Genomic DNA, 26,818 nt, shown 5'->3' with positions numbered 1-26,818 from the left:
CTCGACGTCGCCGTCCGCAACGCGAACGACGGCATCTCGCTGGCCCAGGTCGCCGAAGGTTCGCTGACCGAAATCGGCAACAACCTGCAGCGCATCCGCGAACTGGCCGTGCAGTCGTCCAACGCCAGCAACTCCGCTTCCGACCGCGCGGCGCTGAACGCCGAAGTCAAGCAGCTGACCGCCGAAATCGACCGCGTCGCCAAGCAGGCCGACTTCAACGGCACCAAGCTGCTGGACGGCTCCTTCACCAGCCAGCTGTTCCAGGTCGGCGCCAACGCCGGCCAGGCCATCGCCATCGACAAGGTGGTCGACGCCCGCGCCCAGACGCTGGGCGGCGTGACCTTCGCCAACGTCTACACCGGCACGGCGCTGGGCGCCGACGCCGCGACCGCCGATACGACCTACTCGCAGCTGCAGGTCACGGTCACCCCGACCGGCGGCAGCGCCACCACGATCGACATCGGCGCCTTCGACGTGAAGGCCGGCCAGTCGATCACCCAGGGTGCGGCGGCCGCACTGAACGCCAAGCTGGGCGAAACCGGCGTCTATGCCGAGGTCAAGGCCGGCGTCATCAACCTGACCTCGATCAAGGGCGGGCAGGAATTCGCACTGGCCTTCGGCGGCCCGGTCGTCACCGGCGCCACGGTCTCGACGGCCGCCAACCTCGGCCTGACCGAAACCAGCACCAACGGCGGCGATCTGGCCACCGCCAACAGCTTCGTCCAGGGCCTGGACATCACCACCTTCTCCGGCGCGCAGCGCGCCCTGGAAGTGGTGGACAAGGCACTGACCTCGGTCAACGGCGCCCGCGCCGACCTGGGCGCGATCCAGAACCGCTTCACCTCGGTGGTCGCCAACCTGCAGACCAGCTCGGAAAACGACTTCGCCAAGGAAACCGCCGAACTGACCCGCACCCAGATCCTGCAGCAGGCCGGCACGGCCATGCTGGCCCAGGCCAACCAGGTGCCGCAGAACGTACTGAGCTTGTTGCAAGGCTGAACCTAGCGTCCCCGGCGGCACGGCGGGGAATCGTTGGCCACATCATCCCCCGTGCAGAAAACGCCTAAGGAGTCGAACTCATGGCACAGGTAATCAACACCAACACGATGTCGTTGAACGCTCAGCGCAATCTGAGCACCAGCGGCGCCTCGCTGGCGACCACGATCCAGCGGCTTTCGTCCGGCCTGCGCATCAACAGCGCCAAGGACGACGCCGCCGGTCTGGCCATCTCCGAGCGCTTCTCCACCCAGATCCGCGGCCTCGACGTCGCCGTCCGCAACGCGAACGACGGCATCTCGCTGGCCCAGGTCGCCGAAGGTTCGCTGACCGAGATCGGCAACAACCTGCAGCGCATCCGTGAGCTGTCGGTGCAGTCGGCCAACGCGACGAACTCTTCGTCCGACCGCGCCGCGCTGAACGCGGAAGTCAAGCAGCTGTCGGCCGAAATCGACCGCGTCGCCAAGCAGTCCGACTTCAACGGCACCAAGCTGCTGGACGGCTCGTTCTCCAGCCAGCTGTTCCAGGTGGGCGCCAACGCCGGCCAGGCCATCGCCATCGACAAGGTCGTCGATTCGCGCTCGCAGTCGCTGGGCAACGTGAAGTTCGCCGCGGACGTCACCGGTACGGCCATCGCCGATGCCGCCGCCAACGGCAGCATCGCCGGCCTGACGATCAACACGGTGGCGATCGATACCGTCGCCTACACCACCGGCACCACGGGTGAGGACATCGCCAAGGGACTGGCCACGGCGATCAACGCGAAGATGGGCGAAACCGGCGTGTACGCCTCGGTGACCGCCGACCAGGTGACGCTGAACTCGGTGAAGGCCGGCAAGGACCTGGTCGTCGGTGGCACGGTCACGGGCTCGGGGCTGACGGCCGCGACCACCACGGCTGCCGCGACCACCACGGCGTCCTTCGTCAAGGACCTCGACATCACGTCGGTCGAGGGCGCACAGAAGGCGCTGGAAATCGTCGACGCCGCGCTGACCTCGGTCAACTCGGCCCGTGCCGACCTGGGTGCGGTGCAGAACCGCTTCACCTCGGTGGTCGCCAACCTGCAGACCAGCTCGGAAAACCTGGCCGCATCGCGTAGCCGCATCCGCGACACGGACTTCGCCAAGGAAACCGCCGAACTGACCCGCACCCAGATCCTGCAGCAGGCCGGCACGGCCATGCTGGCCCAGGCCAACCAGGTGCCNAGCCGCATCCGCGACACGGACTTCGCCAAGGAAACCGCCGAACTGACCCGCACCCAGATCCTGCAGCAGGCCGGCACGGCCATGCTGGCCCAGGCCAACCAGGTGCCGCAGAACGTGCTGAGCCTGCTCCGCTGACGCGGCGCTAGGCACCGGAGCGGGCGTCTCTCCCGCCCGCCCCGGCCAGGCATTCCTTCCTCGTTCCACTCCAGGACTTTCCCATGGCACAGGTCATCAATACCAACACCATGTCGTTGAACGCTCAGCGCAACCTGAGCACCAGCGGCGCTTCTCTGGCCACCACCATCCAGCGTCTGTCGTCGGGTCTGCGCATCAACAGCGCCAAGGACGACGCCNCAACGCTCAGCGCAACCTGAGCACCAGCGGCGCTTCTCTGGCCACCACCATCCAGCGTCTGTCGTCGGGTCTGCGCATCAACAGCGCCAAGGACGACGCCGCCGGTCTGGCCATCTCCGAACGCTTCAGTACCCAGATCCGCGGCCTCGACGTCGCCGTCCGCAACGCGAACGACGGCATCTCGCTGGCCCAGGTCGCCGAAGGTTCGCTGACCGAAATCGGCAACAACCTGCAGCGCATCCGNCTTCTCTGGCCACCACCATCCAGCGTCTGTCGTCGGGTCTGCGCATCAACAGCGCCAAGGACGACGCCGCCGGTCTGGCCATCTCCGAACGCTTCAGYACCCAGATCCGCGGCCTCGACGTCGCCGTCCGCAACGCGAACGACGGCATCTCGCTGGCCCAGGTCGCCGAAGGTTCGCTGACCGAAATCGGCAACAACCTGCAGCGCATCCGTGAGCTGTCGGTGCAGTCGGCCAACGCGACGAACTCTTCGTCCGACCGCGCCGCGCTGAACGCCGAAGTCAAGCAGCTGACCGCCGAAATCGACCGCGTCGCCAAGCAGGCCGACTTCAACGGCACCAAGCTGCTGGACGGCTCGTTCTCCAGCCAGCTGTTCCAGGTCGGTGCCAATGCCGGCCAGGCCATCGCCATCGACAAGGTCGTCGATGCCAAGGCCAATGCGCTGGGCGGCGCGATGTTCGCCACCGCCACCTTCACCACCGCATCGCCGGCCGACGGCGTCACCGGCCTGAAGATCGAAGGCCTGGCCCTGACCAACGCCGACGGCTCCACGGTCACCATCGATACCGTCGAAGTCGCTGCGCAGGGCACGGCCACGGGTACCCGCGACGCCGCCGCCAAGGCGCTGGTCACGGCCATCAACGCCAAGATCGGCGAGAGCGGCGTGTATGCCGAACTCGGCGCGGCGGGCGCGGTCAGCCTGACCTCGGTCAAGGACAGCGTGGGCACCAACGGCGCCTTCAAGGGCATCGCCATCGAGACCGGCACCTGGACCGGCGGCACCGCCCCGGCCGACGTCACCGCCAGCACCGTCGCCACCACCAAGCAGTACGCCTCCAACCTGGACATCTCCACGGTCAAGGGCGCGCAGCAGGCGCTGGAAATCGTCGACAAGGCGCTGACCTCGGTCAACTCGGCCCGCGCCGACCTGGGTGCGGTGCAGAACCGCTTCACCTCGGTGGTCGCCAACCTGCAGACCAGCTCGGAAAACCTGGCCGCATCGCGCAGCCGCATCCGCGACACGGACTTCGCCAAGGAAACCGCCGAACTGACCCGCACCCAGATCCTGCAGCAGGCCGGTACGGCCATGCTGGCCCAGGCCAACCAGGTGCCCCAGAACGTGCTGTCCCTGCTCCGCTAAACCGCTTCACAGGAATCGTTGCCCGACGCGGGCGTCCCGGATGGATTCGTCTCCCTCCGATTGGCGCCGGGATGGATGGCCTTGCCATCCATCCGCCCTCCACCGGCTTGGTGGCGGGCGCCGGGCGTTCCTTCCGGTGTGACTGCTTCCTTCCTTTTCCCGGGTCCGCGCCATGGCACAGGTCATCAACACCAATACGATGTCGTTGAATGCCCAGCGCAACCTGAGCACCAGCGGCGCCTCGCTCGCCACCACCATCCAGCGTCTCTCGTCCGGCCTGCGCATCAACAGCGCGAAGGACGACGCCGCCGGCCTGGCCATCTCCGAACGCTTCAGCACCCAGATCCGCGGTCTCGATGTCGCCGTGCGCAACGCCAACGACGGCATTTCGCTGGCCCAGGTCGCCGAAGGTTCGCTGACCGAGATCGGCAACAACCTGCAACGCATCCGCGAACTGGCCGTGCAATCGTCCAACGCGACCAATTCCTCCTCCGACCGCGCCGCGCTGAACGCCGAGGTCAAGCAGCTGACCGCCGAGATCGATCGCGTGGCCAAGCAGTCGGATTTCAACGGCACCAAACTGCTGGACGGCTCGTTCTCCAGCCAGCTGTTCCAGGTCGGCGCCAATGCCGGCCAGGCGATCGCCATCGACAAGGTGGTGGATGCCAAGTCGACCGCGCTGGGGAAGGTCCAGTTCGGTTCCACCAGCGGCGTCGGCGTCGCCACGGGCACGGCCACTGCCGACGGCAAGATCACGGGCATCTCGGTGACCAACCCGATGGGCAAGACCATCGCAATCGACGACGTCGACGTGAAGACCGGCGATACCGGCGCCCAGGTCACCGCCAGGATCATGGGCGCGATCAACGCCAAGCTGGGCGAAACCGGCATCTATGCCGAATCGACAGGGACGACCGGCTCGTACTACACCGTCGGCGACGCCTTGAACGGCAGCGGCGCGGCGGCCGGCATCACCGTGGTGTACGGCACCAGCGGCGCCGCGGGTATCACCTCGGGCGTCGGCGTCACCGGCGGCGCACCCGGCGCCGGTGAGGTCAAGGGCCTGTCCGACCTGGACGTGACCACCTTCCTCAACGCGTCGCGCGCGGTGACCATCGTCGACAAGGCGCTGACGGCCGTGAACTCGGCCCGCGCCGACCTGGGTGCGGTGCAGAACCGCTTCACCTCCGCGACACGGACTTCGCCAAGGAAACCGCCGAACTGACCCGCACCCAGATCCTGCAGCAGGCCGGCACGGCCATGCTGGCCCAGGCCAACCAGGTGCCCCAGAACGTGTTGTCCCTGCTGCGCTGACGCGCAGCCCGCAAGACCCGTCTTCCTCCTAGTTCTCTGTCGTCCACGGACGGATTCGTCTCCCTCCGTTTGGCAGTACCCCAACCCCTCCGGCAACGGAGGGGTTTTTTTGTGGGGAACGGGGAACGGGGAACGCTTTCTTGCCGGTGGTCGGATGTCCACGGACCTTGCAGGTGCAGCATCGCGTCATTCCCCGTTCCCTGCTCCCCGTTCCCCGCTCCTCTGGCACAAACCCTGCATCACCCCGGGAGCCTGCATTTCTCACCAGCCGCCGGACCCACGGCAGCGGTGGGAGACGGAGAAATGCGGGCTAAAGAACGGCGCCCGCAGGCCGTTACTGGAACTGTACGGGCGGGCCGCATCCACCAACGGATGACGGCCCGCCCGGCCACCCTTTTGCGGAAAGGGCGCGACAGGAGAAACGGCAATGGCAGACTATTCGCTCGGTTACGGCGGCATCGGTTCGGGGCTGGACATCACCGGCATGGTCGAACAGTTGGTCGCGGCCGACCGCAAGCCGGCCGACAACCGCCTGAACCGCATCGAGACGCAGGCCAAGTTCAAGCTGTCCGCCATCGGTACCGTCAGTTCCGCGTTCAGCTCGCTGGACACGGCGCTCAAGGCGCTGAAGTCGGCCACCGCGTTCGAGGTGCGCACCGTCAAGTCGGGCACGGACACCGTGGTCGGCGCCAGCGTCGCCAGCGGCACGCCCAACGGCATCTACAACGTGGAAGTGGTCTCGCTGGCCACCGCCAACAAGTGGATCACCAATACCCCGGTTGCCGCCGGGACCACCTTCGGTGCCGGCCAATTGACGCTGACGGTCGGCGGCGAGTCGCTCGCCATCGACGTCGCCGAGGGCGCCACCCTGCAGGACGTGCGCAGCGCCATCAACGACGCCGCGCGCAGCAAGGGCGTGCAGGCCGCGGTGCTGACCTCGAACGACGGCCAGTACCTGTCGGTCTCCTCCGACAAGACCGGCGCGGCCAACGGCCTCACCCTGGCGTTCTCCTCCGGCGGCAGCGACCTGCAGAACCTGGTCACCAGCCTGCAGGAGCGCGTGCCGGCGGCCGACGCCGAAGTGACGATCGACGGCCTCACCGTCACCGCCACCACCAACAAGATCACCGAGGCCGTGCCCGGTCTCACCCTGGACCTGAAAACGGAAGGCACCAGCACCGTCACCGTGTCCACCGACACGGCGGCCGCCGGCAAGCTGATCCAGGACTTCGTGACGGCGTACAACACGGCGATCAGCGCCATCAACGCCACCACGAAGTACGACGCCGAGAACAACGAACCCTCGGCCCTGACCGGCGACGCGCAGATGCGCAGCGCCTCGGGCCAGCTCCGCAACCTGATGGGCAACCTGCTCGGCGACCTGGCCGCGCAGGGGCTCGATGCGAAGACCCTGGGCCTGCAGACGAAGGGCTACCCCTCGTCCGACGGCACGCTGGTCTTCGACAGCAGCAAGTTCGCCGCCGCGCTGACCTCCGATCCGGAGAAGATCCGCACCGCATTCACCGGCGACACCGCGTTCGCGGGCACGTTGCAGAAGGCGGTGGGCAGTTATGTGGGTAGCGATGGCGCCTTCACGTTGCGCAGCAACGGCCTGAATGCGCAGATCAAGGACGTCGCCACCCAACGCACCGCGCTGGATGCCCGCATGGAAGCCGTGGGCAACCGCTACAAGGCGCAGTTCGTCGCGCTGGACAGCATGATTTCGCAGATGAACACCACCAGCACCGCCCTCGCCCAACAGTTGGCCACGCTGACCAGCCAGACCGGATAAGCACCCGCCGGGTCCGTGCCGGCTCGCCCGTGCGGCGCCGGGGACCCCAGGAGAAATGGAATGTCACTTCAATCCTATGCCGCGCAGTACCGCAATACCGGCCTCAGCAGTGCCGTGATGGAGGCGGACCCGCACCGCCTGGTCGCGTTGCTGCTGTCCGGTGCGTGCGAGCGCCTGCGCCTGGCGGAAGCCTGCGTGGAACGCGGCGAACTGGCGCGCAAGGGCAAGGCCATCGGCGAGGTCAGCGCGATCATCGGCCACCTCAACGGCTCGCTCGACCATGAAGCCGGCGGCGAGATCGCCGGCAGCTTGTCGGCCCTGTACGACTACGTGCAGACCCGGCTGATCGAAGCCAACCTGCACAACGACGCCTCCGCCCTGCGCGAATCGCTGGAGTTGCTGGGCGAGATCGAATCGGCCTGGAACGCGATCCCTTCGGAACAGCGCCAACAGCCGGCGATGGCAGCGGCGCGATGAACGACACGCCGGTCCTCGCCGATCTGTTCGATCAGTTGGATGCGATGCGCGTCGCGCTGCATGCCGATGAACTGGACGGCGTGGAAGCCCTGCTCAACCGTCACGACCGCGACGTGCGCGCGTTCCTGCACGCCGATGGCGGGCGCAACGCCGGCTACGACGCACTGGCGACGCTCCTGCGCGCGCAGCTCGAACTCCAGCAGGACATGCAGGCTGCGCGCGAACAGGCACGCATCCGCATGCAGTCCACGCAACGCGCAGACCGCGCCGCGCGCGCGTACCTCTCCGTCGTCGGAGGTTAGGCCATGGCCGCGCCCGTCGTCCTGGTGGAGCATCCGGCCGAACACACGCTGTTCGACGGTGCGCTCACCTGCGACGTCGTGCTGCCCGCCCGCTTCACCCTCGGCGCCCGCGCCGTGATGCAGGCACCCGCCGAAGCCCTGTTGCAGGGGCTCGCGGTCGCCGAGGACGTCCGCGGTGAAGACCCCGACGACCGCAAGGAAGCCACGCCCAGCCAGCAACGGATCGAGGCCAAGCTCGACCTGGTGCTGTCCTTGCTCGGTCGCCTGGCGCGCAGTCACGACGACACGCTCCCCGTCACGGCGTTGCGCTGGTCCCATCGCGGCCTGCGCCTGGACATCGTCTCGCCGCTCGGCGCTGCCGACGGCAGCGATGGGGTGGTGACGCTGCAACCGGCCGCCTGGCTGAGCGATCACATCGAATTGCCGGCACGCGTGCTGGCGCAGGTGGAAGGCACGCACGCACACCATCTGTGGTTGCAGTTCGAAGGCCTGAACGGTGGCCTCGCCGAAGCCATGGACCGCCATCTCTTCCGGCTGCATCGCCGGCAGGTCGCCGAGGCGCGTCAATCGCAGTTGGCTCCGCGCAGGTAAACGCGTTTCGCGCATTCGCCTGTGAACCTGCACGCGGAAGGTGCGGCCGTCACACACCCCGATTGCGTCATGCCCGACTTCATCGCGGGCGGCAGGCATTCAAGTGTGACTTATGTCGTACTTTCACGTCTTCGTCGCGATTCTGAATTGGCGTGGCAGGACGCGGCCGTTATCGTGATCCGACCTGCAAAGCGGCAACGACTGGCTCCTCCCCGTGCGTGTACTCATCGTCGACGACCACACCCTGGTCCGGGCCGGCATCAGCCGGCTGCTGCAAGCCTTGCCCGACGTGGACGTCGTGGCCGAAGCCTGCAACGCCCAGCAGGCGCTCGACATGGCGGCCATCCACCGTCCCGACGTGATCCTGCTCGACCTCTCGCTGCCCGATCGCAGCGGTCTCGACTTGTTGCCGCTGCTGCATGAATCGCTGCCGCAGGTGCGCGTGGTGATGATGTCGATGCACAACGATCCCACGCAGGTGCGTGTCGCGCTCGATCGCGGTTGCGCGGGCTTCGTCGTCAAGGAAGCCGCACCGATGGAGCTCGAGCTGGCCCTGCGCGCCGCGGCCAGTGGCCAGGTATTCCTGAGCCCGCAGGTGTCTTCGAAGATGCTGGCGCCGATGCTCAATCCGCAGCGACCCACGGGCATCGCGGCGCTGTCGCCACGCCAGCGCGAGATCCTGCGCCAACTGGGCAGCGGCATGAGCAGCAAGGAAATCGCCGCGCAGCTCGGCATCAGCGTCAAGACGGTGGAGACGCACCGTGCGCGCATGATGGAATCGCTCGGCTGCCGTCGCGCCAATGACCTGCTGCTGCTGGCCGCGCGCCACCAGAACGAGTTGGCCTGAGCCTTGCAGTACCCCGGGGGCGACACCGCTTCCGTGACGGAATCCCGTGATCGCAGCCCCCCGTCGGGCATCCACCTTCGACATTAAACCGACGCTGTAGGGGAAACCCTGACGGCCGGTCGGGTGTGCCCGCAGCACAATCAGAAACCCCCCGATTTTTTTTCCGTCACCCGAGGCGGAAAGTATTCACACGATGTGAAGCCGCCCTGGCACGCCATCGAATCGGGGACTACGGGGATGAAGACGGGACTTTCCACCCAGTTGGGCCAACAGCTCCACCTGACGCCGCAGTTGCTGCAGTCCATCCGCCTGCTGCAGCTCGATGGCCTGCAGCTGGAAATGGAAGTGCGCCGCGCGCTGGAGCTCAATCCCCTGCTGGAGATCGAGGAGACCCACGACGCGGGCGCGTCCAGCGACACCGAAGACATGCCCGCGCAGGACGTCGCCGCCACCGACACCGCCGCGTTCGACGAACTGCCGGAATCCAACCTGTGGGACGTGCCGGGCGCCGGCTGGCAGGACGGCGACGACGACCGCATGCAGCGCGTGGCCGCTGGCGAATCCACCGACCCGCACGTGCGCGTGCTGGACCGCCTGGCACTGGAACTGGACGAGCGCGCCCTGGAAGTGGTCGCGTTCTGGCTGGAGCACACCAATGACGGCGGGTACCTGGACCAGGCGCCCGATACGCTGGCGCTGCTGGCCTCGGCCCGCTTCGATCTGCGCACGGACATCGTGCTCGGCCTGCGCGACCGCCTGCTGCGCGGCGAATTCCCCGGCCTGTGCGCCGCCGACGTGCGCGAATGCCTGCTGGTGCAGCTGGACTGCCTGGAAGGCCGCGTCCCGGCCCGCCGCGTGGCCGCACGCATCGTCGCCGAGGGCCTGGCCCTGCTGGCCGCCCATGAATACGACGCCCTCGCCCGCCTGCTGGACCTCGACACCGACCAGGTGATGGAAGGCGTGCGCCTGGTGTTGTCGCTGGACGCCCGCCCGGGCGCCTCGCTGGCACCGGCGCCGTCCGGTTACATCATCCCCGACGTGGTCGCCTGGCACGCCGACTGCGCCTGGCGCGTGGCCCTGAACCCGGCCAGCACCCCGCGCATCCGCGTGAACGCGATGCAGGAGCGCGCCCTGGAGCAGGCCGAGGCCTCGCCCGGCGCCGGCAAGCTGCGTGAAATGCTGCAGGAAGCCCGCTGGCTGACCCGCGGCCTGTCGATCCGCTACGACACCCTGCTGCGCACCGCGCGCGCCATCGTCGAGCGCCAGGCCGGCTTCCTGACCCAGGGCGACGAGGCGATGGCCCCGTTGACCCTGAAGGAGATCGCCGACGAGATCGGCATGCACGAATCCACGATCTCGCGCATCACCACCGGCAAGTACATGCAGACCCCGCGCGGCACGTTCGAGCTGAAGCACTTCTTCGCCGTGCGCCTGGAAGGCGCCAACGTGTCCGGCCCGGCCGTGCGCGCCATGGTGCGCCGCCTGATCGACTCCGAGCCGGCCGGCAAGCCGCTGGCCGACGAAGCGATCGCCGGCCTGCTGGCCCGCCAGGGCATTCACATTGCCCGCCGAACTGTGGCGAAGTACCGGGAACAGCTCGATATCGCTCCCGCCCGGGAACGCCGACGCGCTACCGTATCCGTCTTGGCCAAGGCCGGATAACGGAGCACGACCGCAATGAGCAAGATCACCGTACTGCTGGTGGACGACCACGAAGGATTCATCAACGCCGCCCTGCGCCACCTGCGCAAGGTGGAGTGGCTGGATGTCGTGGGCCGCGCCAGCAACGGCCTGGAAGCCATCGAACGCTCCGAGACCCTGCGTCCGGACGTGGTGCTGATGGACCTGGCCATGCCGGAGATGGGCGGCCTGCAGGCCACGCGCCTGATCAAGACCCAGGACGCGCCCCCCTTCGTGGTGATCGCCAGCCACTTCGACGATGCCGAACACCGCGAACACGCCATGCGGGCCGGCGCCGACGATTTCGTCAGCAAGCTTTCCTACATCCAGGAAGTCTTGCCCATCCTCGAACGATTCAAAGAGCGCCGCCATGAGTGAATCCCGCATCCTCGTCATCGACACCGACGCCGCCCGCGCTGAACGCCTGGCCGGCCTGCTCGAGTTCATGGACCTCACACCGCGCTGGATCGTCAGTGCCGGCGACGTGGATGTGCAGCGGCAACGCCCGCACGACTGGCTGGCCGTCGTGGTCGGCTCGATCGACGACCAGAAAGCCGCCGATGCCTTCTTCGGCTGGCTGGGCAAGGCGCAGCTGCCGCCGCCCGTGCTGCTGCTGCAGGGCGACACCGCCGCCTTCGCCGCCGCGCACGGCCTGCACGAAGCCGGCGTCTGGACGCTGGAAAGCCCCATCCGCCACGCGCAGCTGGAAGCCTGCCTGCGCCGCGCCAGCCTCAAGCGGCTGGACACCGAACACCAGGCCCAGCAGGTCAGCACCAGCGGCCCCACCGGCAACAGCCCGGCCGTGACCCGCCTGCGCCGGATGATCGACCAGGTCGCCGCGTTCGACACCACCGTCCTGGTGCTGGGCGAATCCGGTACCGGTAAGGAAGTCGTCGCCCGCGCCATCCACGACCAGTCGCCGCGCCGCGATGGGCCGTTCGTGGCCATCAACTGCGGCGCGATCCCGGCCGAGCTGCTGGAGAGCGAACTGTTCGGCCATGAGAAGGGCGCCTTCACCGGCGCGCTGAGCGCGCGCAAGGGCCGCTTCGAGATGGCCGAAGGCGGCACCCTGCTGCTGGACGAAATCGGCGACATGAGCCTGCCGATGCAGGTCAAGTTGCTTCGCGTGCTGCAGGAGCGGAGTTTCGAGCGCGTCGGCGGCAACCAGACCATCCGTTGCAACGTGCGCGTGATCGCCGCGACCCACCGCAACCTGGAACAGCGCATCGCCGACGGCCACTTCCGCGAAGACCTGTTCTACCGCCTCAACGTGTTCCCGATCGAAATGCCGGCGCTGCGCGAGCGCGCCGACGACCTGCCGTCGCTGGTGGCCACCATCGCGGCCCAGCTGGCACGCACCGGTCGTGGCGAGGTGCAGTTCGCCCACGACACCCTGCAGGCGCTGCGCCAGTACAACTGGCCCGGCAACGTGCGCGAGCTGACCAACCTGGTCGAGCGCCTGGCCGTGCTGCATCCGGGTGGCCTGGTCCGCGTGCACGACCTGCCCAAGCGCTACCAGCCCGAGCACCTGCCCGAGCCGGAGGCCGTGCCGGCCGCTGCGGCGCCGGCCTCCGCCACCGTCCCTGCCGCGCCCGTCGTGGCCCCGGTCGCCGCCGTGGCGCCGACCGCGGAGCGCCTGCCGGAAGCCGGCATCGACCTGCGCGAACACATCGCCCAGATCGAACTGAACCTGATCCGCGATGCGCTGGACCGCGCCGGCGGCGTGGTCGCCCATGCCGCGCAACTGCTGGGCCTGCGCCGCACCACGCTGGTGGAAAAGCTTCGCAAGTACGGCGTCGAGCGCGAAGACGTCGCCCTGGCGACGGAAAACTGACTGGCGGCGGGCAGCGGCTCCGGCACAGGTCTTGCAGCTGATACGGCAAGACACACCGACGACCGAAGCGCCCGCCCATGTCCGACGTCACCTCCATCCTCTCGCAGATCCGCAGCTACCAGCACCAGCTGGGCACCCGCGCCGTCGAGCCGATGCCCAACCCCGGGGCCTTCACGCCCAACGGGGTCGGCTTCGAACAACCCGGCGTCAAGGCGCCGAGTTTCGGCGAGACCCTGCAGAACGCGCTGGAAGGCGTGAACAACGCCCAGAAGACCTCCGGCGCGCTGGCACAGGCGTTCGAGCTGGGCGATCCGCGCGCAGACCTGGCCCGGGTGATGGTGGCCGCACAGCAGTCGCAGGTCGCGTTCCGCGCCACGGTCGAAGTCCGCAACCGTCTGGTGCAGGCGTACCAGGACGTCCTGAACATGCCGCTGTAACCCACCGCTCCTGACCTTCCCCTTCAACGAACCGACCCATCGCCATGGCCCTCACGCTGTCCAAGGAAGCCCTGAAGGAATCGCTGACCGCCGACAAGGCAGGCGCAGCGTTGACCAAGATCGGGGACGCGCGCGTGTTCAAGCAGATGGGCACGTTGCTGCTCATCGCCGGCGCGGTCGCGCTGGGCCTGTTCGTGTTCTTCTGGTCGCAGAAGCCGGCCTACACCCCGCTGTACACCGGCCTGGACCCCAAGGCCACCGCCGAAGCCACCGACATGCTGCGCGCGGCGCAGATCCCGTTCCAGCTCGACCAGGCCACCGGCGCCATCTCCGTGCCGGAGGAAAACCTGCACGACGCCCGCCTGAAGCTGGCCGGCGCCGGCCTGGCCGAAAGCGGCCGCCTGGGCTTCGAGATGATGGAGCGCGACCCGGGCTTCGGCGTCAGCCAGTTCGTCGAGAACGCGCGCTACCAGCACGCGCTGGAAACCGAACTGGTCCGCACGATCACCACGCTGCGCCCGGTGCGCGATGCCCGCGTGCACCTGGCCATCCCCAAGCCGTCCGCCTTCACCCGCCAACGCGAAGTCGCCAGCGCATCCGTCGTGCTGGACCTGCGTTCCGGCACCATGCTGGAACGCAACCAGGTGGACGCCATCGTCCATCTCGTCTCGTCGTCGATCCCGGACCTGGCGCCCGAGCGCGTCACCGTGGTCGATCAGGGTGGCCGCATGCTGACCATCAGCGACCCGAACAGCGAGGCTGCGCTCAACGCCGCCCAGTTCGAGCGCGTGCGCAAGCTGGAAACCTCCTTCAACGAGCGCATCCGCGAACTGCTGGAGCCGCTGACCGGCCCGGGCCGCATCAATGCCGAGGTCGCGGTGGACATGGATTTCTCGGTCACCGAGGAAGCCCGCGAGACCTTCGCCAACGATCCGGCCAAGATCCGCAGCGAGCAGGTCAGCCAGAACACCGTCGCCGCCGCCGGCCCCGAAGGCGTACCCGGCGCGACCAGCAACACGCCGCCCGGCCCGAACGCGGCGGCCGCGCCCAACCCGGCCGCGCCGACGGAAACCGCGAGCAGCGCGACCCGCAATTTCGAGATGGACCGCACGCTGCAGCACACCCGCCAGCCGGCCGGACGCGTCCGCCGCGTCACCGCCGCCGTGCTGGTCGACCACGTGCCGCGCACCGGCGAGAACGGCAAGGTCGTCATGACCGCGCTGGATGCCGCCACGCTCGGCCGCATCGAGGCGCTGGTGAAGGAAGCCGTGGGCTTCGATGCCGCGCGCGGCGATTCGGTCTCGGTGATGAACGCGCCGTTCGTGCGCGAAACCGACAAGGCCGAGGAAGTCCCGTTCTGGGAGAGCCCCTGGCTGCACAACCCGATGCTGCGCGACGTCGCCCGCTACGGCATCGGCGCGCTGGTGGTGATCCTGCTGCTGTTCGGCGTGCTGCGCCCGGCCATGCGCCAGATCATCGACCCGAAGGCGAAGAAGGCCCAGCGCAACGACGACGACGGCATCGACGTGACCGTGGTGGACGACGAGGACACCGATGCGCGCGCCGTCGCCGCCCTGTCGCACGACGAACTGCCGCCGATGCGCGCCCTGCCCTCCGATGCCTACGAAGACCGCCTGCGCCAGGCGCGCGAAGCGGTGAAGACCGACTCCAAGCAGGTCGCGCAAGTGGTCAAGGACTGGGTGGCCAGCGATGAATAACGCACAGGACAACGCCCTGACCGGCGTGCAGCGCGCGGCCGTGCTGCTGCTCTCGCTCGGCGAGCAGGACGCCGCCGAAGTGCTCAAGCACATGAACGCCAAGGAAGTGCAGAAGCTCGGCATCGCCATGGCCACCATCTCCGGCGTCAGCCGCGAGCAGGTGATGCAGGTGATGTCCACCTTCGGCGAGGCGCTCGACAAGCAGACCTCGCTCGGCATGGGCGCCGACGACTACGTGCGCAACGTGCTGGTGCAGGCGCTGGGCGCCGACAAGGCCGGCAGCCTGATCGACCGCATCCTCCTGGGCCGCAACACCACCGGCCTGGACACGCTGAAGTGGATGGACCCGCGCGCGATCTCCGATCTGGTGCGCAACGAGCATCCGCAGATCATCGCCATCGTGCTCGCCCACCTGGACAGCGACCAGGCCGCCGACACGCTCAAGCTGCTGCCCGAACGCACCCGCACCGACGTGCTGCTGCGCATCGCCACGCTGGACGGCATTCCGCCGAACGCGCTGAACGAGCTCAACGAAATCATGGAGCGCCAGTTCGCCGGCAACCAGAACCTGAAAGCGTCCAGCATCGGCGGCGTGAAGGTCGCCGCGAACATCCTCAACTTCATGGATTCGGGCCAGGACCAGGCCATCCTGGGCAACATCACCCAGGTCGACGCCGACCTCGGTGCGCGCATCCAGGACCTGATGTTCGTCTTCGACAACCTGGCCGACCTGGGCGACCGCGAGTTGCAGGCGCTGCTGCGCGAAGTCCCGAACGACCGCCTGGGCCTGGCGCTGCGCGGCGCCGATGCCAAGGTGAAGGAAAAGATCACCCGCAACATGTCCCAGCGCGCGGCGCAGATCCTGCTGGAAGACATGGACGCGCGCGGCCCGGTGCGCTTGGCCGACGTGGAAGGCGCGCAGAAGGAAATCCTCGCAATCGTGCGCCGCCTGGCTGACCAGGGCGTCATCTCGCTGATGGCCGGCGCCGAGGAAATGGTATGAGCGCGCCCTCGCCCATCCGCTGGATGCCGGCCCCGCTCGACGTGGTGCTGCAGGCCGCCGCCGCCGCACAGGAGGCGCCACCCCCGGTGCCGCCGACGCTGGAGGAGATCCAGGCCATCCAGGACGCGGCCTATCGCGAAGGACTGGAGCGCGGCCTGGCCGAAGGCCATGCGGAAGGTTTTTCCCACGGTCAGGCCGAAGTACGTCGGCTCGCGGCGCAGATGGAAGGCATCCTCGACAATTTCTCGCGCCCGCTGGACCGTCTCGAAAACGAAGTCGTCGCCGCACTGTCCGAACTCGCCGTGCGCATCGCCGGCGCCCTCGTCGGCCGCGCCTACCAGACCGATCCGGTGCTGCTGCAGGAACTGGCGACCAGTGCGCTGGATGCCGTCGGCGGCGCGCAGCGCGAAGTCGAACTGCGCCTGCACCCGGACGACATCGCCGCGCTCACGCCGGTGCTGGCGATGACACCCCATACCCGCCTGACGGCCGATACCAGCCTCAGCCGCGGCGACCTGCGCGTGCACGCCGAGAGCGTGCGTATCGACGGTACGCTCGAAGCGCGTCTGCGCGGCGCACTGGAAACCGTGCTCAACCGCGGAGCCCGTGCATGAGCGCCCAGCCGCTGGAATGGCTGACCGCGCGCGACCTGCGCCTGTCGGCGCGGCTGTCGCAGATCAATCCCGAACTCGGCGGCCGCGGCCTGATCCGCGAAGGCATCCTGCGCCGCGCCGTCGGCCTGACCCTGGAAGCCATCGGTTGCGAAGCGCCCATGGGCGCGACCTGCAAGATCGAGGTCGTCGACGGCGGCTGGGTGGACGCCGAAGTCGTCGGCTTCTCCGGCGAGCGTACCTACCTGATGCCCAGCGCCGAACTGCACGGCCTGCTGCCGAATGCGCGCGTGGTGCCCTCGCGCCGCCGCGGCGGCGTGGAAGTCGGCGAAGGCCTGCTGGGACGCGTCATCGACAGCGATGGCGTGCCGCTCGACGGTCGCGGCCCGATCCGCGCCGAAGGCAGCGTCAGCCTCTCCGGCGTGGCGATCAACCCGCTTTCCCGCGAGCCGATCACCCAGCCGCTCGATGTGGGCGTCCGCGCGATCAATGCACTGCTGCCGATCGGCCGTGGCCAGCGCGTCGGTTTGTTCGCCGGCTCCGGCGTCGGCAAGTCGACGCTGCTGGGCATGATGACCAAGTACACCGCCGCCGACGTGATCGTGGTCGGCCTGATCGGCGAACGCGGCCGCGAAGTGCGTGATTTCGTCGAAACCACGCTGGGCCCATCCGGGCTGGCGCGCGCCGTCGTCGTCGCCAGTCCCGCCGACCGTCCGCCGCTGGCGCGCCTGCAGGGCGCCTATCGCGCGACCGCCATCGCCGAGTGGTTCCGCGACCAGGGCCTGAACGTGCTGCTGCTGATGGATTCGCTGACCCGCTTCGCCCAGGCGCAGCGCGAGATCGGCCTGTCGGTCGGCGAGCCGCCGACCACGCGCGGCTATCCGCCTTCCGTGTTCGCGCGCTTGCCCGCCCTGGTCGAACGCGCCGGCAATGGCGCCAAGGGGCGCGGTTCGATCACCGCGTTCTACACCGTGCTGACCGAAGGCGACGATCCGCAGGACCCGATCGCCGACGCCGCGCGCGCGATCCTGGACGGCCACATCCTGCTCTCGCGCCGCGTCGCCGACAGCGGCCTGTACCCGGCGATCGACGTGGAATCCTCGGTCAGCCGCGTGGTCACCGAGATCGCCGACGAAACCTGGCGCGACCGCATCCGCAAGCTCAAGCGACTGCTGTCGGCCTACACCAGCAACCGCGACCTGATCGCCATCGGCGCCTACCAGCGCGGCAACGATCCGACCGTGGACGAAGCGCTGGAGCGCTGGCCGGAGATCGTCGAGTTCCTCGGCCAGGATGTCGCGCACTCGGCCGACCTGCCGAGCAGCCGCGCCGCCCTGGAAGCCCTGATCCAACGCAACATCGCCGCCGGCATGCCGCTGCCCGACGGTCTGCAGTAACGCCAAGGACCCCTGTCATGATGCAGTCCCGCCGAATCGACCCCCTGTTGCGCCGCGCCCAGGAACACGAGGATTCCGTCGCCCGTGACCTGGCCGAACGCCAACAGACGCTGACCCTGCAGGAATCCAGGCTGGAGGAACTGCGGCAGTACGCCGAGGAGTACGCCAACAGCCAGATGGCCGCCACCAGCCCGGCCCAGCTGGCCAACCGGCGCGCGTTCCTCGACCGCATCGACCAGGCGCTGAAACAACAGCTCCAGACCGTCGACCGCAGCCGCGCGAACGTGGACATCGAACGCGACCGCCTGCTGCTGGCCAGCCGCGACAAACAGGTGCTGGAACAACTGGCCGCCAGCTACCGGGTGCAGGAAAGACAGATCGTCGACCGCCGCGACCAGCGCGAAATGGACGACCTGGGCGCACGTCGCGCGCGGCTGGCCGCGACCGCCACCCAGGAAGGCGACGCCTGATGCCCTCGCCGATGGCCACGCTCGCATCGGCCGGCGGCGCCTCCGCGTCGCCAGGGGCCGGCAAGCCTTCCTCGCAGGACAGTGCGAAGGACGCCTCCAGGCCCGCGTTCGACGACATGGTCCGCCGCCCTGCGGCGCGCGATGACGCGCCCGTGCGCAAGCCGGCCGCGCGCGATACGGAACCGCGCGAGGTCGCCAGCAGCGAGGCGCGCGCGCTCCGTCGCCGGGACGATGCGGCGGACACCGCGTCATCCGACGACGACATCAAACAAGAAGACGCCGCGCCGACCGCGCTGCTGGCCCTGCTCGATGCAGTACCGGCGACACCGGCGTCCACGCCGCCCCCCGGCACGGCGGTCATGGTGGATGCTGCCGCGTCGGCATCCGGCAGCGCCACGCCAGCGACGTTCACTCCCGTGACCGATGCGGTGCTGGGCCAGGGCACCGCGCGCGTTGCGCTGCCCGTCGAGGGCTTGCTCGGCGCATCCGCCGCCGATGCGGGCGCGCCCGTCACGCCGGCCGCCGATGCGCCCGCCAAGGCGCCGCTGCAGAACCTGCTCTCCTTCGCCACCCACCTGGCCACGGGTCAGGTCGCGGCGGCCCTGCCCGAGGTGGTCACGCTCGGCCGCGACATCGTCGACGCCTTCCGTGGCGAAGACACCGACGGCACCACGTCGACCGGCAACCTGCTGGCGGGCGTCGGTGCGTCCAACGCTTCCCTCGGCCTGTCCCGCACGGAGACGGTCAACGCGATGGAGGCGCCGTCCGCCGACCTGCAGGGCGGCCACTTCGACGAAGACATCGGCGATGCGGTCCGCTGGATGGCCGACCAGAAGATCGGCCACGCCCACATCAAGGTCACGCCGAACGACCTGGGCACGGTCGAGATCCGCCTGCGCCTGGACGGCGACCGCGTGCACGCCGACTTCTCCAGCGCGCAGGCCGAGGTCCGCCAGGCGCTCGAATCCAGCCTGCCGCGCCTGCGCGACATGCTGGGCCAGCACGGCTTCCAGCTCGCGCACGCCGACGTGGGCCACCAGCATGCCCCGCCGTCGCAGAGCGGCAGCTCCCTTACCGGCGAAGATCGTGGAGACAGCGCCGAACCCACCGTCGAGACGCCCCGCACCGTCCGCATGACCGCGCGTGGCCTGGTGGACGCCTACGCCTGACGGGGTCGCTTCTCCTGTAGGAGCGACGTCAGTCGCGACCGCGGGTCTTCTTCGCCAGTAGCCCCGGCGACGATCGGCACCCTGCCGAGGCAAAAGCTCCTGGCCCACATGGCGTGCGGTCGCGACTGACGTCGCTCCTACAGAAAGCCGTCCCGTCAAAACCCCGTCGGCGTCGCCTCCACGCTACGGCACACCGCTTGCATCCCCTGGGGAGACCCCTCAGGAGATCCACCGCCGTGGCAGCCGACAAGAACGCCAGCAAATCCAAGACCGACAAGGCTGAAAAGCCCAAGGGCGGCAAGTCGCTGCTGACCATCGGCCTGGTCGCGCTTATCGCCGCGGGCGCAGCCGGTGGCGGCGCCTGGTACTTCACCAGCCACGGTGCGAAGGAAGAAAAGCCGGAAGGCCCCAAGGCCGCCAGCCCCGGCACCGTGCCCGCGCCCGCCCAGTACTTCGCGCTGGAACCGCCGTTCGTCGTGAACCTCGTTGGCGAGACCGGTGGCGCGCGCTACCTGCAGGTGGAAGTGCAACTGATGACCCGCGACCCCGAGTCGCTGAAGGCCATCGAGCTGCATGCCCCGGCCATCCGCGCACGCCTGTTGATGCTGTTCGCCCAGCAGGACGCCGCCGGGCTGATGTCGCGCGAGGGCAAGGAGCGCCTGCAGAGCGCCGCGCTCGGCGAGGTGAAGGCCCTGCTGGTCGCCGAGACCGGCAAGCCGTCCGCCGAGTCGTTGTTGTTCACCAGTTTCGTGATGCAGTGACGGAAGCCCGCCGCCATGACCAGTGACCTGCTGTCGCAAGACGAGATCGACGCCCTGCTCAACGGCGTCGATTCCGGCGCGATCGAAACCGAGGAACCGCCGCACGACCCCGCGGTCGCGCGCACCTACGATTTCGCCAGCCAGGACCGCATCGTCCGCGGCCGGCTGCCGACGCTGGAGATGATCAACGAGCGCTTCGTGCGCACCTGGCGCATCGGTTTGTTCAACCTGCTGCGCCGCTCGGCGGAACTGTCGGTGCGCGGCATCGAGACGATCAAGTTCGGCGACTACCTGCACTCGCTCTATGTGCCGACCAACCTCAACCTGATCAAGTTCAAGCCGCTGCGCGGCGTGGGCCTGATCGTGTTCGAACCGAAGCTGGTGTTCACCATGGTGGACAACTTCTTCGGCGGCGACGGCCGCTATCCCGCCAAGATCGAAGGGCGGGAGTTCACCCAGACCGAGATGCGGGTGATCCAGCTGCTGCTCAAGCAGACCTTCACCGACCTGATCGACGCCTGGGCGCCGGTGATGCCGGTGGACTTCGAATACATCACCAGCGAAGTCAATCCGCACTTCGCCAACATCGTCAGCCCGCGCGAGTACGTGGTGGTCAGCCGCTTCCATGTCGAACTCGACGGCGGCGGCGGCGACCTGCACGTCACCCTGCCGTACTCGATGCTCGAGCCGATCCGCGAACTGCTCGACGCCGGCATCCAGTCCGACCGCGTCCATGACGACGACAGTTTCCGCGAGACGATGCACCAGCAGTTGCGCCAGGCAGAAGTCACCGTCTCCAGCGTGCTGGCCGAAAAGCGCATCAACCTGCGCCAACTCACCCAGTTGAAGGTCGGCGACATCCTGCCGATCGACCTGCCCCGCTCCGTGCCGGTCTGCGTCGAGCAGGTACCGGTGTTCACCGGCGAATTCGGCATCTCCAACGGCCAGAACGCCGTGAAGATCGTCGCCAAGCACCCGCCCGGCAGCGGCAAGGCACCGCAGATTTCACGCCAGGCCCTTACCCCGTTTGCCTTCCAGGACGCCACACCATGATTCCCGAGAACGAAGACCTCGCGACCCTCGACGACGCTTCGGCCGAGGCCCACGCCGCCGAACCCGACATGAGCCTGGACGTCATCCTCGACGTACCGGTGACCCTGTCGCTGGAAGTCGGCCGCACCCGCATGCCCATCCGCAACCTGCTGCAGCTCAACCAGGGCTCCGTGGTGGAGCTGGAACGCGGTGCCGGCGAACCGCTGGACGTGTTCGTCAACGGCACGCTGATCGCGCATGGCGAAGTGGTGGTGGTGAACGACCGCTTCGGTGTGCGCCTGACCGACGTGGTCAGCCCCAGCGAACGCATCCGCCGCCTGCGCTGAGCCCGACGATGCACACCCTCGCCCTCCTCGCCGCCGCGGCGGCTCCCGCCCAGAAGATCGGCCAGCACGCGCCTTCCACGCCCGGCATCGGCGGTGCGCTGGTCGGCCTGATCCTGGTGCTGGGCCTGATCCTCGGCATGGCCTGGCTGCTCAAGCGCCTGCCCGGCGCGGGCCTGGGCATACGCCCGAGTGAACAGCTGCGCGTGGTGTCGATGCTGTCGGTCGGCGCCAAGGAGCGCGTGCTGGTGATCGAAGTCGGCAAGGAACACCTGCTGATCGGCGTCAGCGCCGGCGGCATCACCGCGCTGCACACCCTGCCCGAACCGCTGGTCGTCGCCCCCGCGCCGACGATGCCCAACTTCGCCGAGCTGCTGGCCAAGCGCCTGCGCAAAGAGACCTGAGATGCGCCGTTTCGTCCTTTCCCTGATCTGCCTGCTCTGGCTGTGCGCGCCGGTGCTGGCGCTGGCCCAGGCCGCACCCGCCGCGCAAGCGCCTGCCGCCACCGCGGCGCCGGCCACGCCCACCGCGCCGACGGCCCCGGCACTGCCCGCCCTGCCGAAGGTCACCGTCGGCCAGGTCGGCGACAACACCGTCAGCCTGCCGCTGCAGACGCTGCTGCTGATGACGGCGATCACGCTGATCCCGTCCGCCCTGCTGGCGATGACCGCGTTCACCCGCATCATCATCGTGCTCGGCCTGCTGCGGCAGGCACTCGGCACCGGCCAGACGCCGTCCAACCAGGTGCTGGTGGGCCTGGCGCTGTTCCTGACCATGCTGGTGATGATGCCGGTGGGCGAAAAGGCCTGGGCCCAGGGCATGGCGCCCTACCTCAACGGCCAGATCGATTTCTCGAGCGCGTGGACACTGACCACCGGACCGCTGCGCGACTTCATGTTGGCGCAGGTGCGCGAAACCGATCTGATGACCTTCGCCGGCCTGGCAGGCCACGGCGCCTACGCCAGCCCGGCGGACGTGCCTTTCCCCATCGTCGTCGCCTCGTTCATCACCAGCGAATTGAAGACCGCGTTCGAGATCGGCTTCCTGATCTTCATCCCGTTCGTGATCATCGACCTGGTCGTCGCCAGCGTGCTGATGTCGATGGGCATGATGATGCTCTCGCCGATGCTGGTGTCCGCGCCGTTCAAGATCCTGCTGTTCGTGCTGGTCGACGGTTGGGTGCTGATCGTCGGTTCGCTGGCCGCCAGCTTCAACGGCGTCTGAGGAGACCGGCATGAGCCCCGAACTCGCCCTCACCGAACTGCGCGGCGGCCTGGAAGTCGCGCTGTGGGTCGGTGGTCCGCTGCTGCTGGTCGTGCTGATCGTCGGCGTCGTCGTCGGCGTGATCCAGGCGGCCACGCAGCTCAACGAGCCGACCATCGCCTTCGTCGCCAAGGCCATCGCACTGACCGCCGCCCTGTTCGCCACCGGCAGCTATCTGCTCGGCGTGCTGGTGGAGTACACGACGGCCCTGTTCCAGCGCCTGCCGCACCTGATCGGCTGACGACGGTCGCGACGCGATGGATGCCGCCACCCAGATGGTGATCGACGGCCAGCAGGCCTTCGGCATGGTCAACGCCATCCTGTGGACGATGCTGCGCACCGGCGCGCTGCTGATGGCCGCGCCGCTGATCGGTACGCGCGCCGTCTCGGTGCGCGTGCGCGTGATCATCGCCGGCGCACTGGCGATGGCGCTCGCGCCACTGCTGCCGGGCACGCCGGACCGCATCGCCTTCGATGCCTCCACCGTCCTCAACGTCGCGCGCGAACTCGCGGTCGGCGCCAGCATGGGCTTCATGCTGCGCCTGGCCTTCGAAGCCGGCGCGCTCGCCGGCGAACTGATCTCGCAAGGCACCGGCCTGGCGTTCGCACAGATGTCCGACCCGTTGCGCGGCGTGAATTCCGGCGTGGTGGGCCAATGGTTCTACCTCGCCTTCGGGCTGATCTTCTTCACCCTCAACGGCCACCTCGCGATGGTGTCGCTGCTGGTCGACAGCTATCGCTCACTGCCGATCGGCACCGCGCTGCCCGATGTGCAGCAGATGCTGGAAGTGGCGCCGATGCTGTTCACCCATATCCTGCGCGCGGCCGTGGGGCTCGCCCTGCCGGTGATGGTGGCGATGCTCGCGGTCAACCTGGCCTTCGGTGTGCTCGGCCGCGCCGCACCGGCGCTCAACCCGATCCAGCTGGGCCTGCCGACGGCACTGCTGCTGGGCCTGTTCCTGCTGGCCCTGCTGGCCGGGGAACTCGGCCCGCCGGTGCAGCGCGTCTTCGACCTGTCTTTTGACGCAGCGCGGCAAATCAGCGGCTAGCGAAATCTTGGTTACCGCGTTAAAACGTGTCCGGGTACGCGATTTTCAGCATGCGCGTGCGCGTTTCACGGCGGATATGCGCAACCTGTTCCAATAAATGCATGAATGCGGGCAGAATGCGACAGAGGGAGGGGCTACATACGCCAGCGAACGGAATGGGCTCATGCCCACGCCGGTGCCGGAGCGCCTTCCCACGCAAAACCGGAGGATGCCTGTGAGTTCCAACCCTACACACAAGCGACGCACCAGCCAGGAGACGCGGGAAGCCGTGCTGGCCGCCGCACGCCGCCTGTTCTTCACCAAGGGGTTCGACCAGACCACGCTGATGGACCTGGGTGAAGAGACCGGACTCAGCGCCCGCGGCGTCATCCTGCATTTCGAGACCAAGGCCGACATCATCGCCACCCTGCTGATCCGCGACTACACCGCGCGGCGGGCGCCGATGGTGGAACGCCCGCAAGGGTCGACGCACGCGCAACGCATCCTGGATTTCTACTTCTGGATGGCGCGCGAGGATGCCGCCAACTTCATCGCCTTCCCCGCGCTGTGGAGCGTCTCCGCGCGCTGGTCGCCGGCGGTCGAGGCGGAGATGAATTCCGCGCTGCGCCGCATGCGCGAACCCGTCCGGAACGAACTCAGCCGCGGCATGGCCGCCGGCGAGTTCCGTGGCGTGGACATCCAGCATGCGGACGACATGGTCTGGCAGAGCTATCAGCACGGCCTGCGCGCCGTGTCGGTCAACGGCGGCACGCCGGCGATGGCCGTGCCGCAGGTGTTCAAGACACTGGAAGCGCTGACCGCCTGAGGCCGCAACGCGCGGGCCACGCGACAGGAATGTGGCGCGCGCAAACAGGAACGGCCCCCGTCAGGAGGCCGTTCTGCGTTTCAGCAGTGGCAGGACTCAGTCGCGCCCGTTGCCTTTTCCATTGCCCTTGTTGCCGTTGCCCTTGTTGCTGTTGCCAGGCCCCTTGCCACTGTTGCCCTGTCCGTGGCCTTCGTGGTCCTGCTTGGCGGGACCCGCTTGTGACGGCTTGCCGCTGTTGCCACCCTTGCCATGACCTGGGCCATGCTTGGACCAGTCCACGCTGACGCGCTGGTCGATGCGGATCGGATAGCCCCAGCGGTCGTAGGTGCCGACCGCACCGTTCTTCAGTGCATGGAACTCGCGCGAGCCTGGCTTGATGCCCATCTGCTTGGCAAGGTTGCCCCAGCCCATGCCGGGATTGCGCTCATAGCGTTGCACCACGTCCAGGCACGGAATGCCCAAAGCGCGTGCGATGGAGCAGGCGAAGTACACGTCGCCGGGCGCCCAGCCGCGGCGATCGAGCAGGTCCAGCACGAGCGAACGCGGCGCCCCGTAGTAGCCGGTCATCTCCGAGACGAACGGATCGCGGTAACGGCGTCCGTAATCGTTGATCTCGCCCAGGCGCGTATCCACCCAGACGTCGCCGGTGCGGATGTTGTAGCCCACGGTCTGCGCGTGGGCCGGGATGGCGGATGCCATGGCGAAACCCAGCGACGCCACCATCACGGCGGTCTTCAGTGCCTTCATGTCCGGTCTCCTCTCAAGCGGTGGCGAGAGTCTTGGCGCGATCCACTGAACGCGCAATGAGGATGCGGCCATTCTGTGACAAGCCCGAACGGTGCCCTTGGCGCGGGCTCTGCAACCGTGACCGTCATCACTCCCGCCTTCCGGCGACCGCCTACACTGCGCGGGCGCCGGGGTGGCGCAGACGACCGATCCTGTTCCCGTTGAGCGACGAATCCACCGACTCCCATCGTCCGCATCCGGCCCTCGAGATGAAGCCGAAACGCCGCGACTTCCGCCTGGACATCATCGTCCTGCTGGGCTCGATCACGGCCGTGACGATCGCGTCGTTCGGCGCGTACCGGTGGTTCGCGGGCCAGCGCATCATGGCATGGCTCGACCTGGCGATCGTCGCGACCGTGTGCGTGCCCCTCGTCTACGCATGGCGCACGGGCGACAGCCGCCGCGCGGGCAACGCCTTGGCCGTGCTCAATTCGCTGGCCACGCTAACCGCGTGCGTGATGAGCGGGCACACCGCACTGAGTTGGACCTACCTGGTCCTGCTGACCAACTTCTTCATCGCGCACCGCTGGCTGGCGGTGGCGTGCAACCTCGCGCTGATCGCCGGCATGCAGGCGATACCGGGCTTCTTCCACGACCGCGTCCACGCGGTCTCGGTACTGATCAGTGCCCTGCTGGTCACCGGCTTCTCACACCTCTTCGCTTCGCGGACGCAGGACGACCGCGCGCGACTCGAACGGCTGGCGGCGCTCGATGCGCTGACCGGCCTGCCGAACCGGCGCAGCATGGAACGGGTACTGGCCGACGCCGTCGAGACCTTCCAGCGCACGGCGCACGGCTTCGGGCTGGTGGTGCTGGACCTGGACAAGTTCAAGGAGGTCAACGACCTCTACGGCCACGCCGCCGGCGATGCCGCCATCGCCGACCTCGCCTCGATCCTGCGGTTCGAGATGCGGCGCAACGACCAGGTGTTCCGCTTCGGCGGCGAAGAATTCGTCGTCCTGCTCGAAGTCGACTCCAGCACGGACCTCGAGGCGGCGACGGAACGCCTGCGCAAGGCGGTGCGCGGCGGCCTGCGCGGGCCGGGCGGACGCATCACGATCTCACTGGGCGCAGCCCTACTGCGCGACCAGGAGAAGACGTGGCACGACTGGTTCTCGCGCGCGGATGCCGCGCTGTACCGCGCCAAGTCGGCCGGCCGCGACAACTACGTCATCGCGGACGACCTGTTCTAGGCGAC

25 protein-coding genes and 6 pseudogenes are annotated in these 26,818 nt (G+C 68.3%); 30 read left to right on the top strand and 1 reads right to left on the bottom strand.

The features are described from left to right. The 29 genes and pseudogenes from ASD72_RS05815 to ASD72_RS05680 all read left to right on the top strand — a co-directional run. The coding region (locus ASD72_RS05815; protein WP_235577947.1) for a flagellin at nucleotides 1–999 on the top strand (999 nt) is incomplete at its 5' end. Nucleotides 1,000–1,079: 80 nt separating this feature from the next. After that, a pseudogene (locus tag ASD72_RS05810) lies at nucleotides 1,080–2,200 on the top strand (flagellin); the annotation flags it as partial. A 219-nt stretch (nucleotides 2,201–2,419) separates the two neighbouring features. Next, a pseudogene (locus ASD72_RS20865) lies at nucleotides 2,420–2,554 on the top strand (flagellin); the annotation flags it as partial. Nucleotides 2,555–2,571: 17 nt separating this feature from the next. Next, a pseudogene (locus tag ASD72_RS20860) lies at nucleotides 2,572–2,798 on the top strand (flagellin); the annotation flags it as partial. A gap of 1 nt (nucleotide 2,799) precedes the next feature. Continuing rightward, the coding region (locus tag ASD72_RS05800) for a flagellin (RefSeq protein ID WP_155944492.1) at nucleotides 2,800–3,938 on the top strand (1,139 nt) is incomplete at its 5' end. Between the two features lie 172 nt (nucleotides 3,939–4,110). Next, nucleotides 4,111–5,252, top strand: a pseudogene (locus ASD72_RS05795) (flagellin). Nucleotides 5,253–5,679: 427 nt separating this feature from the next. After that, nucleotides 5,680–7,044 (top strand): flagellar filament capping protein FliD, encoded by a 1,365-nt coding sequence (fliD, locus tag ASD72_RS05790; protein ID WP_056878998.1) that lies wholly within the window; start codon nucleotides 5,680–5,682, stop codon nucleotides 7,042–7,044. A gap of 60 nt (nucleotides 7,045–7,104) precedes the next feature. Then, nucleotides 7,105–7,521 (top strand): flagellar export chaperone FliS, encoded by a 417-nt coding sequence (gene fliS / locus ASD72_RS05785; protein ID WP_056878997.1) that lies wholly within the window; start codon nucleotides 7,105–7,107, stop codon nucleotides 7,519–7,521. Then, on the top strand, nucleotides 7,518–7,823 hold the full coding sequence (locus ASD72_RS05780) for a hypothetical protein (protein ID WP_056878996.1): 306 nt from the start codon (nucleotides 7,518–7,520) through the stop codon (nucleotides 7,821–7,823). Before fliS ends, ASD72_RS05780 begins: the two co-directional genes overlap by 4 nt. A 3-nt stretch (nucleotides 7,824–7,826) precedes the next feature. Next, on the top strand, nucleotides 7,827–8,414 hold the full coding sequence (locus ASD72_RS05775) for a PilZ domain-containing protein (RefSeq protein ID WP_056878995.1): 588 nt from the start codon (nucleotides 7,827–7,829) through the stop codon (nucleotides 8,412–8,414). A 214-nt stretch (nucleotides 8,415–8,628) separates the two neighbouring features. Next, a complete protein-coding gene (locus ASD72_RS05770; protein WP_056878994.1) occupies nucleotides 8,629–9,261 on the top strand; it encodes a response regulator transcription factor in 633 nt (210 codons plus the stop codon). A 237-nt stretch (nucleotides 9,262–9,498) separates the two neighbouring features. Then, nucleotides 9,499–10,923 carry an RNA polymerase factor sigma-54 gene (gene rpoN, locus ASD72_RS05765; protein ID WP_056878993.1) on the top strand — a complete coding sequence of 475 codons (1,425 nt, stop codon included), beginning with the start codon at nucleotides 9,499–9,501 and terminating at the stop codon, nucleotides 10,921–10,923. Between the two features lie 15 nt (nucleotides 10,924–10,938). Further along, nucleotides 10,939–11,319 carry a response regulator transcription factor gene (locus tag ASD72_RS05760; RefSeq protein ID WP_056878992.1) on the top strand — a complete coding sequence of 127 codons (381 nt, stop codon included), beginning with the start codon at nucleotides 10,939–10,941 and terminating at the stop codon, nucleotides 11,317–11,319. After that, the gene (locus ASD72_RS05755; RefSeq protein WP_056878991.1) at nucleotides 11,312–12,775 is read left to right on the top strand and encodes a sigma-54 dependent transcriptional regulator; all 1,464 of its coding nucleotides are present in this window, start codon (nucleotides 11,312–11,314) and stop codon (nucleotides 12,773–12,775) included. The genes ASD72_RS05760 and ASD72_RS05755 overlap by 8 nt, the downstream gene beginning before the upstream one ends. 77 nt (nucleotides 12,776–12,852) lie before the next feature. Continuing rightward, nucleotides 12,853–13,212 (top strand): flagellar hook-basal body complex protein FliE, encoded by a 360-nt coding sequence (gene fliE, locus ASD72_RS05750; RefSeq protein ID WP_056878990.1) that lies wholly within the window; start codon nucleotides 12,853–12,855, stop codon nucleotides 13,210–13,212. Between the two features lie 44 nt (nucleotides 13,213–13,256). Beyond that, nucleotides 13,257–14,930 (top strand): flagellar basal-body MS-ring/collar protein FliF, encoded by a 1,674-nt coding sequence (fliF, locus tag ASD72_RS05745; RefSeq protein ID WP_056878989.1) that lies wholly within the window; start codon nucleotides 13,257–13,259, stop codon nucleotides 14,928–14,930. Nucleotides 14,931–14,946: 16 nt separating this feature from the next. Then, a complete protein-coding gene (fliG, locus tag ASD72_RS05740; protein WP_056879031.1) occupies nucleotides 14,947–15,933 on the top strand; it encodes a flagellar motor switch protein FliG in 987 nt (328 codons plus the stop codon). Nucleotides 15,934–16,016: 83 nt separating this feature from the next. Continuing rightward, a pseudogene (locus ASD72_RS05735) lies at nucleotides 16,017–16,547 on the top strand (FliH/SctL family protein); the annotation flags it as partial. Further along, complete coding sequence (fliI, locus tag ASD72_RS05730) at nucleotides 16,544–17,941, top strand: flagellar protein export ATPase FliI (RefSeq protein WP_056878987.1); 1,398 nt, start codon at nucleotides 16,544–16,546, stop codon at nucleotides 17,939–17,941. The pseudogene ASD72_RS05735 and the gene fliI, both read left to right, overlap by 4 nt. Before the next feature lie 17 nt (nucleotides 17,942–17,958). Further along, the gene (fliJ, locus tag ASD72_RS05725) at nucleotides 17,959–18,411 is read left to right on the top strand and encodes a flagellar export protein FliJ (protein WP_056878986.1); all 453 of its coding nucleotides are present in this window, start codon (nucleotides 17,959–17,961) and stop codon (nucleotides 18,409–18,411) included. Then, on the top strand, nucleotides 18,411–19,580 hold the full coding sequence (locus ASD72_RS05720; RefSeq protein WP_081420169.1) for a flagellar hook-length control protein FliK: 1,170 nt from the start codon (nucleotides 18,411–18,413) through the stop codon (nucleotides 19,578–19,580). The genes fliJ and ASD72_RS05720 overlap by 1 nt, the downstream gene beginning before the upstream one ends. 236 nt (nucleotides 19,581–19,816) lie before the next feature. Then, a complete protein-coding gene (locus tag ASD72_RS05715) occupies nucleotides 19,817–20,341 on the top strand; it encodes a flagellar basal body-associated FliL family protein (RefSeq protein WP_155944490.1) in 525 nt (174 codons plus the stop codon). Nucleotides 20,342–20,356: 15 nt separating this feature from the next. Then, complete coding sequence (fliM, locus tag ASD72_RS05710) at nucleotides 20,357–21,394, top strand: flagellar motor switch protein FliM (RefSeq protein WP_056878984.1); 1,038 nt, start codon at nucleotides 20,357–20,359, stop codon at nucleotides 21,392–21,394. A gap of 65 nt (nucleotides 21,395–21,459) precedes the next feature. Further along, nucleotides 21,460–21,720, top strand: a pseudogene (gene fliN, locus ASD72_RS05705) (flagellar motor switch protein FliN); the annotation flags it as partial. An 8-nt stretch (nucleotides 21,721–21,728) separates the two neighbouring features. Continuing rightward, nucleotides 21,729–22,121 carry a flagellar biosynthetic protein FliO gene (gene fliO / locus ASD72_RS05700; RefSeq protein ID WP_056878982.1) on the top strand — a complete coding sequence of 131 codons (393 nt, stop codon included), beginning with the start codon at nucleotides 21,729–21,731 and terminating at the stop codon, nucleotides 22,119–22,121. Nucleotide 22,122: 1 nt separating this feature from the next. Then, nucleotides 22,123–22,941, top strand: a complete 819-nt coding sequence (gene fliP, locus ASD72_RS05695) for a flagellar type III secretion system pore protein FliP (protein ID WP_056878981.1) — start codon at nucleotides 22,123–22,125, stop codon at nucleotides 22,939–22,941. Nucleotides 22,942–22,951: 10 nt separating this feature from the next. Next, nucleotides 22,952–23,221 carry a flagellar biosynthetic protein FliQ gene (locus tag ASD72_RS05690; protein ID WP_056878980.1) on the top strand — a complete coding sequence of 90 codons (270 nt, stop codon included), beginning with the start codon at nucleotides 22,952–22,954 and terminating at the stop codon, nucleotides 23,219–23,221. 16 nt (nucleotides 23,222–23,237) lie between these two features. Further along, a complete protein-coding gene (fliR, locus tag ASD72_RS05685; protein ID WP_056878979.1) occupies nucleotides 23,238–24,029 on the top strand; it encodes a flagellar biosynthetic protein FliR in 792 nt (263 codons plus the stop codon). Nucleotides 24,030–24,243: 214 nt separating this feature from the next. After that, a complete protein-coding gene (locus tag ASD72_RS05680; protein ID WP_162250348.1) occupies nucleotides 24,244–24,834 on the top strand; it encodes a TetR/AcrR family transcriptional regulator in 591 nt (196 codons plus the stop codon). 96 nt (nucleotides 24,835–24,930) lie between these two features. Here the strand turns inward: ASD72_RS05680 and ASD72_RS05675 are convergent, their stop codons facing one another. After that, nucleotides 24,931–25,581 (bottom strand): hypothetical protein, encoded by a 651-nt coding sequence (locus ASD72_RS05675; protein WP_056878977.1) that lies wholly within the window; start codon nucleotides 25,579–25,581, stop codon nucleotides 24,931–24,933. Nucleotides 25,582–25,829: 248 nt separating this feature from the next. Here ASD72_RS05675 and ASD72_RS05670 point away from each other — a divergent pair, with 248 nt between their 5' ends. Beyond that, nucleotides 25,830–26,813, top strand: a complete 984-nt coding sequence (locus tag ASD72_RS05670; RefSeq protein ID WP_056879029.1) for a GGDEF domain-containing protein — start codon at nucleotides 25,830–25,832, stop codon at nucleotides 26,811–26,813. The last annotated feature ends 5 nt before the right edge of the window (nucleotides 26,814–26,818 follow it).

Origin of the sequence: Pseudoxanthomonas sp. Root630 (assembly GCF_001427585.1) — a bacterium.
GTDB lineage: Bacteria > Pseudomonadota > Gammaproteobacteria > Xanthomonadales > Xanthomonadaceae > Pseudoxanthomonas_A.
Note: the sequence above shows the minus strand (reverse complement) of the source record. Positions and strands in the feature narration are given on the sequence as shown.

Coding starts and splice junctions, on each gene's coding strand:
- fliD (WP_056878998.1), top strand. CDS start 5,680: ATGGCAGACTATTCGCTCGGTTACGGCGGCATCGGTTCGGGGCTGGAC.
- fliS (WP_056878997.1), top strand. CDS start 7,105: ATGTCACTTCAATCCTATGCCGCGCAGTACCGCAATACCGGCCTCAGC.
- ASD72_RS05780 (WP_056878996.1), top strand. CDS start 7,518: ATGAACGACACGCCGGTCCTCGCCGATCTGTTCGATCAGTTGGATGCG.
- ASD72_RS05775 (WP_056878995.1), top strand. CDS start 7,827: ATGGCCGCGCCCGTCGTCCTGGTGGAGCATCCGGCCGAACACACGCTG.
- rpoN (WP_056878993.1), top strand. CDS start 9,499: ATGAAGACGGGACTTTCCACCCAGTTGGGCCAACAGCTCCACCTGACG.
- ASD72_RS05760 (WP_056878992.1), top strand. CDS start 10,939: ATGAGCAAGATCACCGTACTGCTGGTGGACGACCACGAAGGATTCATC.
- ASD72_RS05755 (WP_056878991.1), top strand. CDS start 11,312: ATGAGTGAATCCCGCATCCTCGTCATCGACACCGACGCCGCCCGCGCT.
- fliE (WP_056878990.1), top strand. CDS start 12,853: ATGTCCGACGTCACCTCCATCCTCTCGCAGATCCGCAGCTACCAGCAC.
- fliF (WP_056878989.1), top strand. CDS start 13,257: ATGGCCCTCACGCTGTCCAAGGAAGCCCTGAAGGAATCGCTGACCGCC.
- fliI (WP_056878987.1), top strand. CDS start 16,544: ATGAGCGCCCAGCCGCTGGAATGGCTGACCGCGCGCGACCTGCGCCTG.
- fliJ (WP_056878986.1), top strand. CDS start 17,959: ATGATGCAGTCCCGCCGAATCGACCCCCTGTTGCGCCGCGCCCAGGAA.
- ASD72_RS05720 (WP_081420169.1), top strand. CDS start 18,411: ATGCCCTCGCCGATGGCCACGCTCGCATCGGCCGGCGGCGCCTCCGCG.
- fliM (WP_056878984.1), top strand. CDS start 20,357: ATGACCAGTGACCTGCTGTCGCAAGACGAGATCGACGCCCTGCTCAAC.
- fliO (WP_056878982.1), top strand. CDS start 21,729: ATGCACACCCTCGCCCTCCTCGCCGCCGCGGCGGCTCCCGCCCAGAAG.
- fliP (WP_056878981.1), top strand. CDS start 22,123: ATGCGCCGTTTCGTCCTTTCCCTGATCTGCCTGCTCTGGCTGTGCGCG.
- ASD72_RS05690 (WP_056878980.1), top strand. CDS start 22,952: ATGAGCCCCGAACTCGCCCTCACCGAACTGCGCGGCGGCCTGGAAGTC.
- fliR (WP_056878979.1), top strand. CDS start 23,238: ATGGATGCCGCCACCCAGATGGTGATCGACGGCCAGCAGGCCTTCGGC.
- ASD72_RS05675 (WP_056878977.1), bottom strand. CDS start 25,581: ATGAAGGCACTGAAGACCGCCGTGATGGTGGCGTCGCTGGGTTTCGCC.
- ASD72_RS05670 (WP_056879029.1), top strand. CDS start 25,830: ATGAAGCCGAAACGCCGCGACTTCCGCCTGGACATCATCGTCCTGCTG.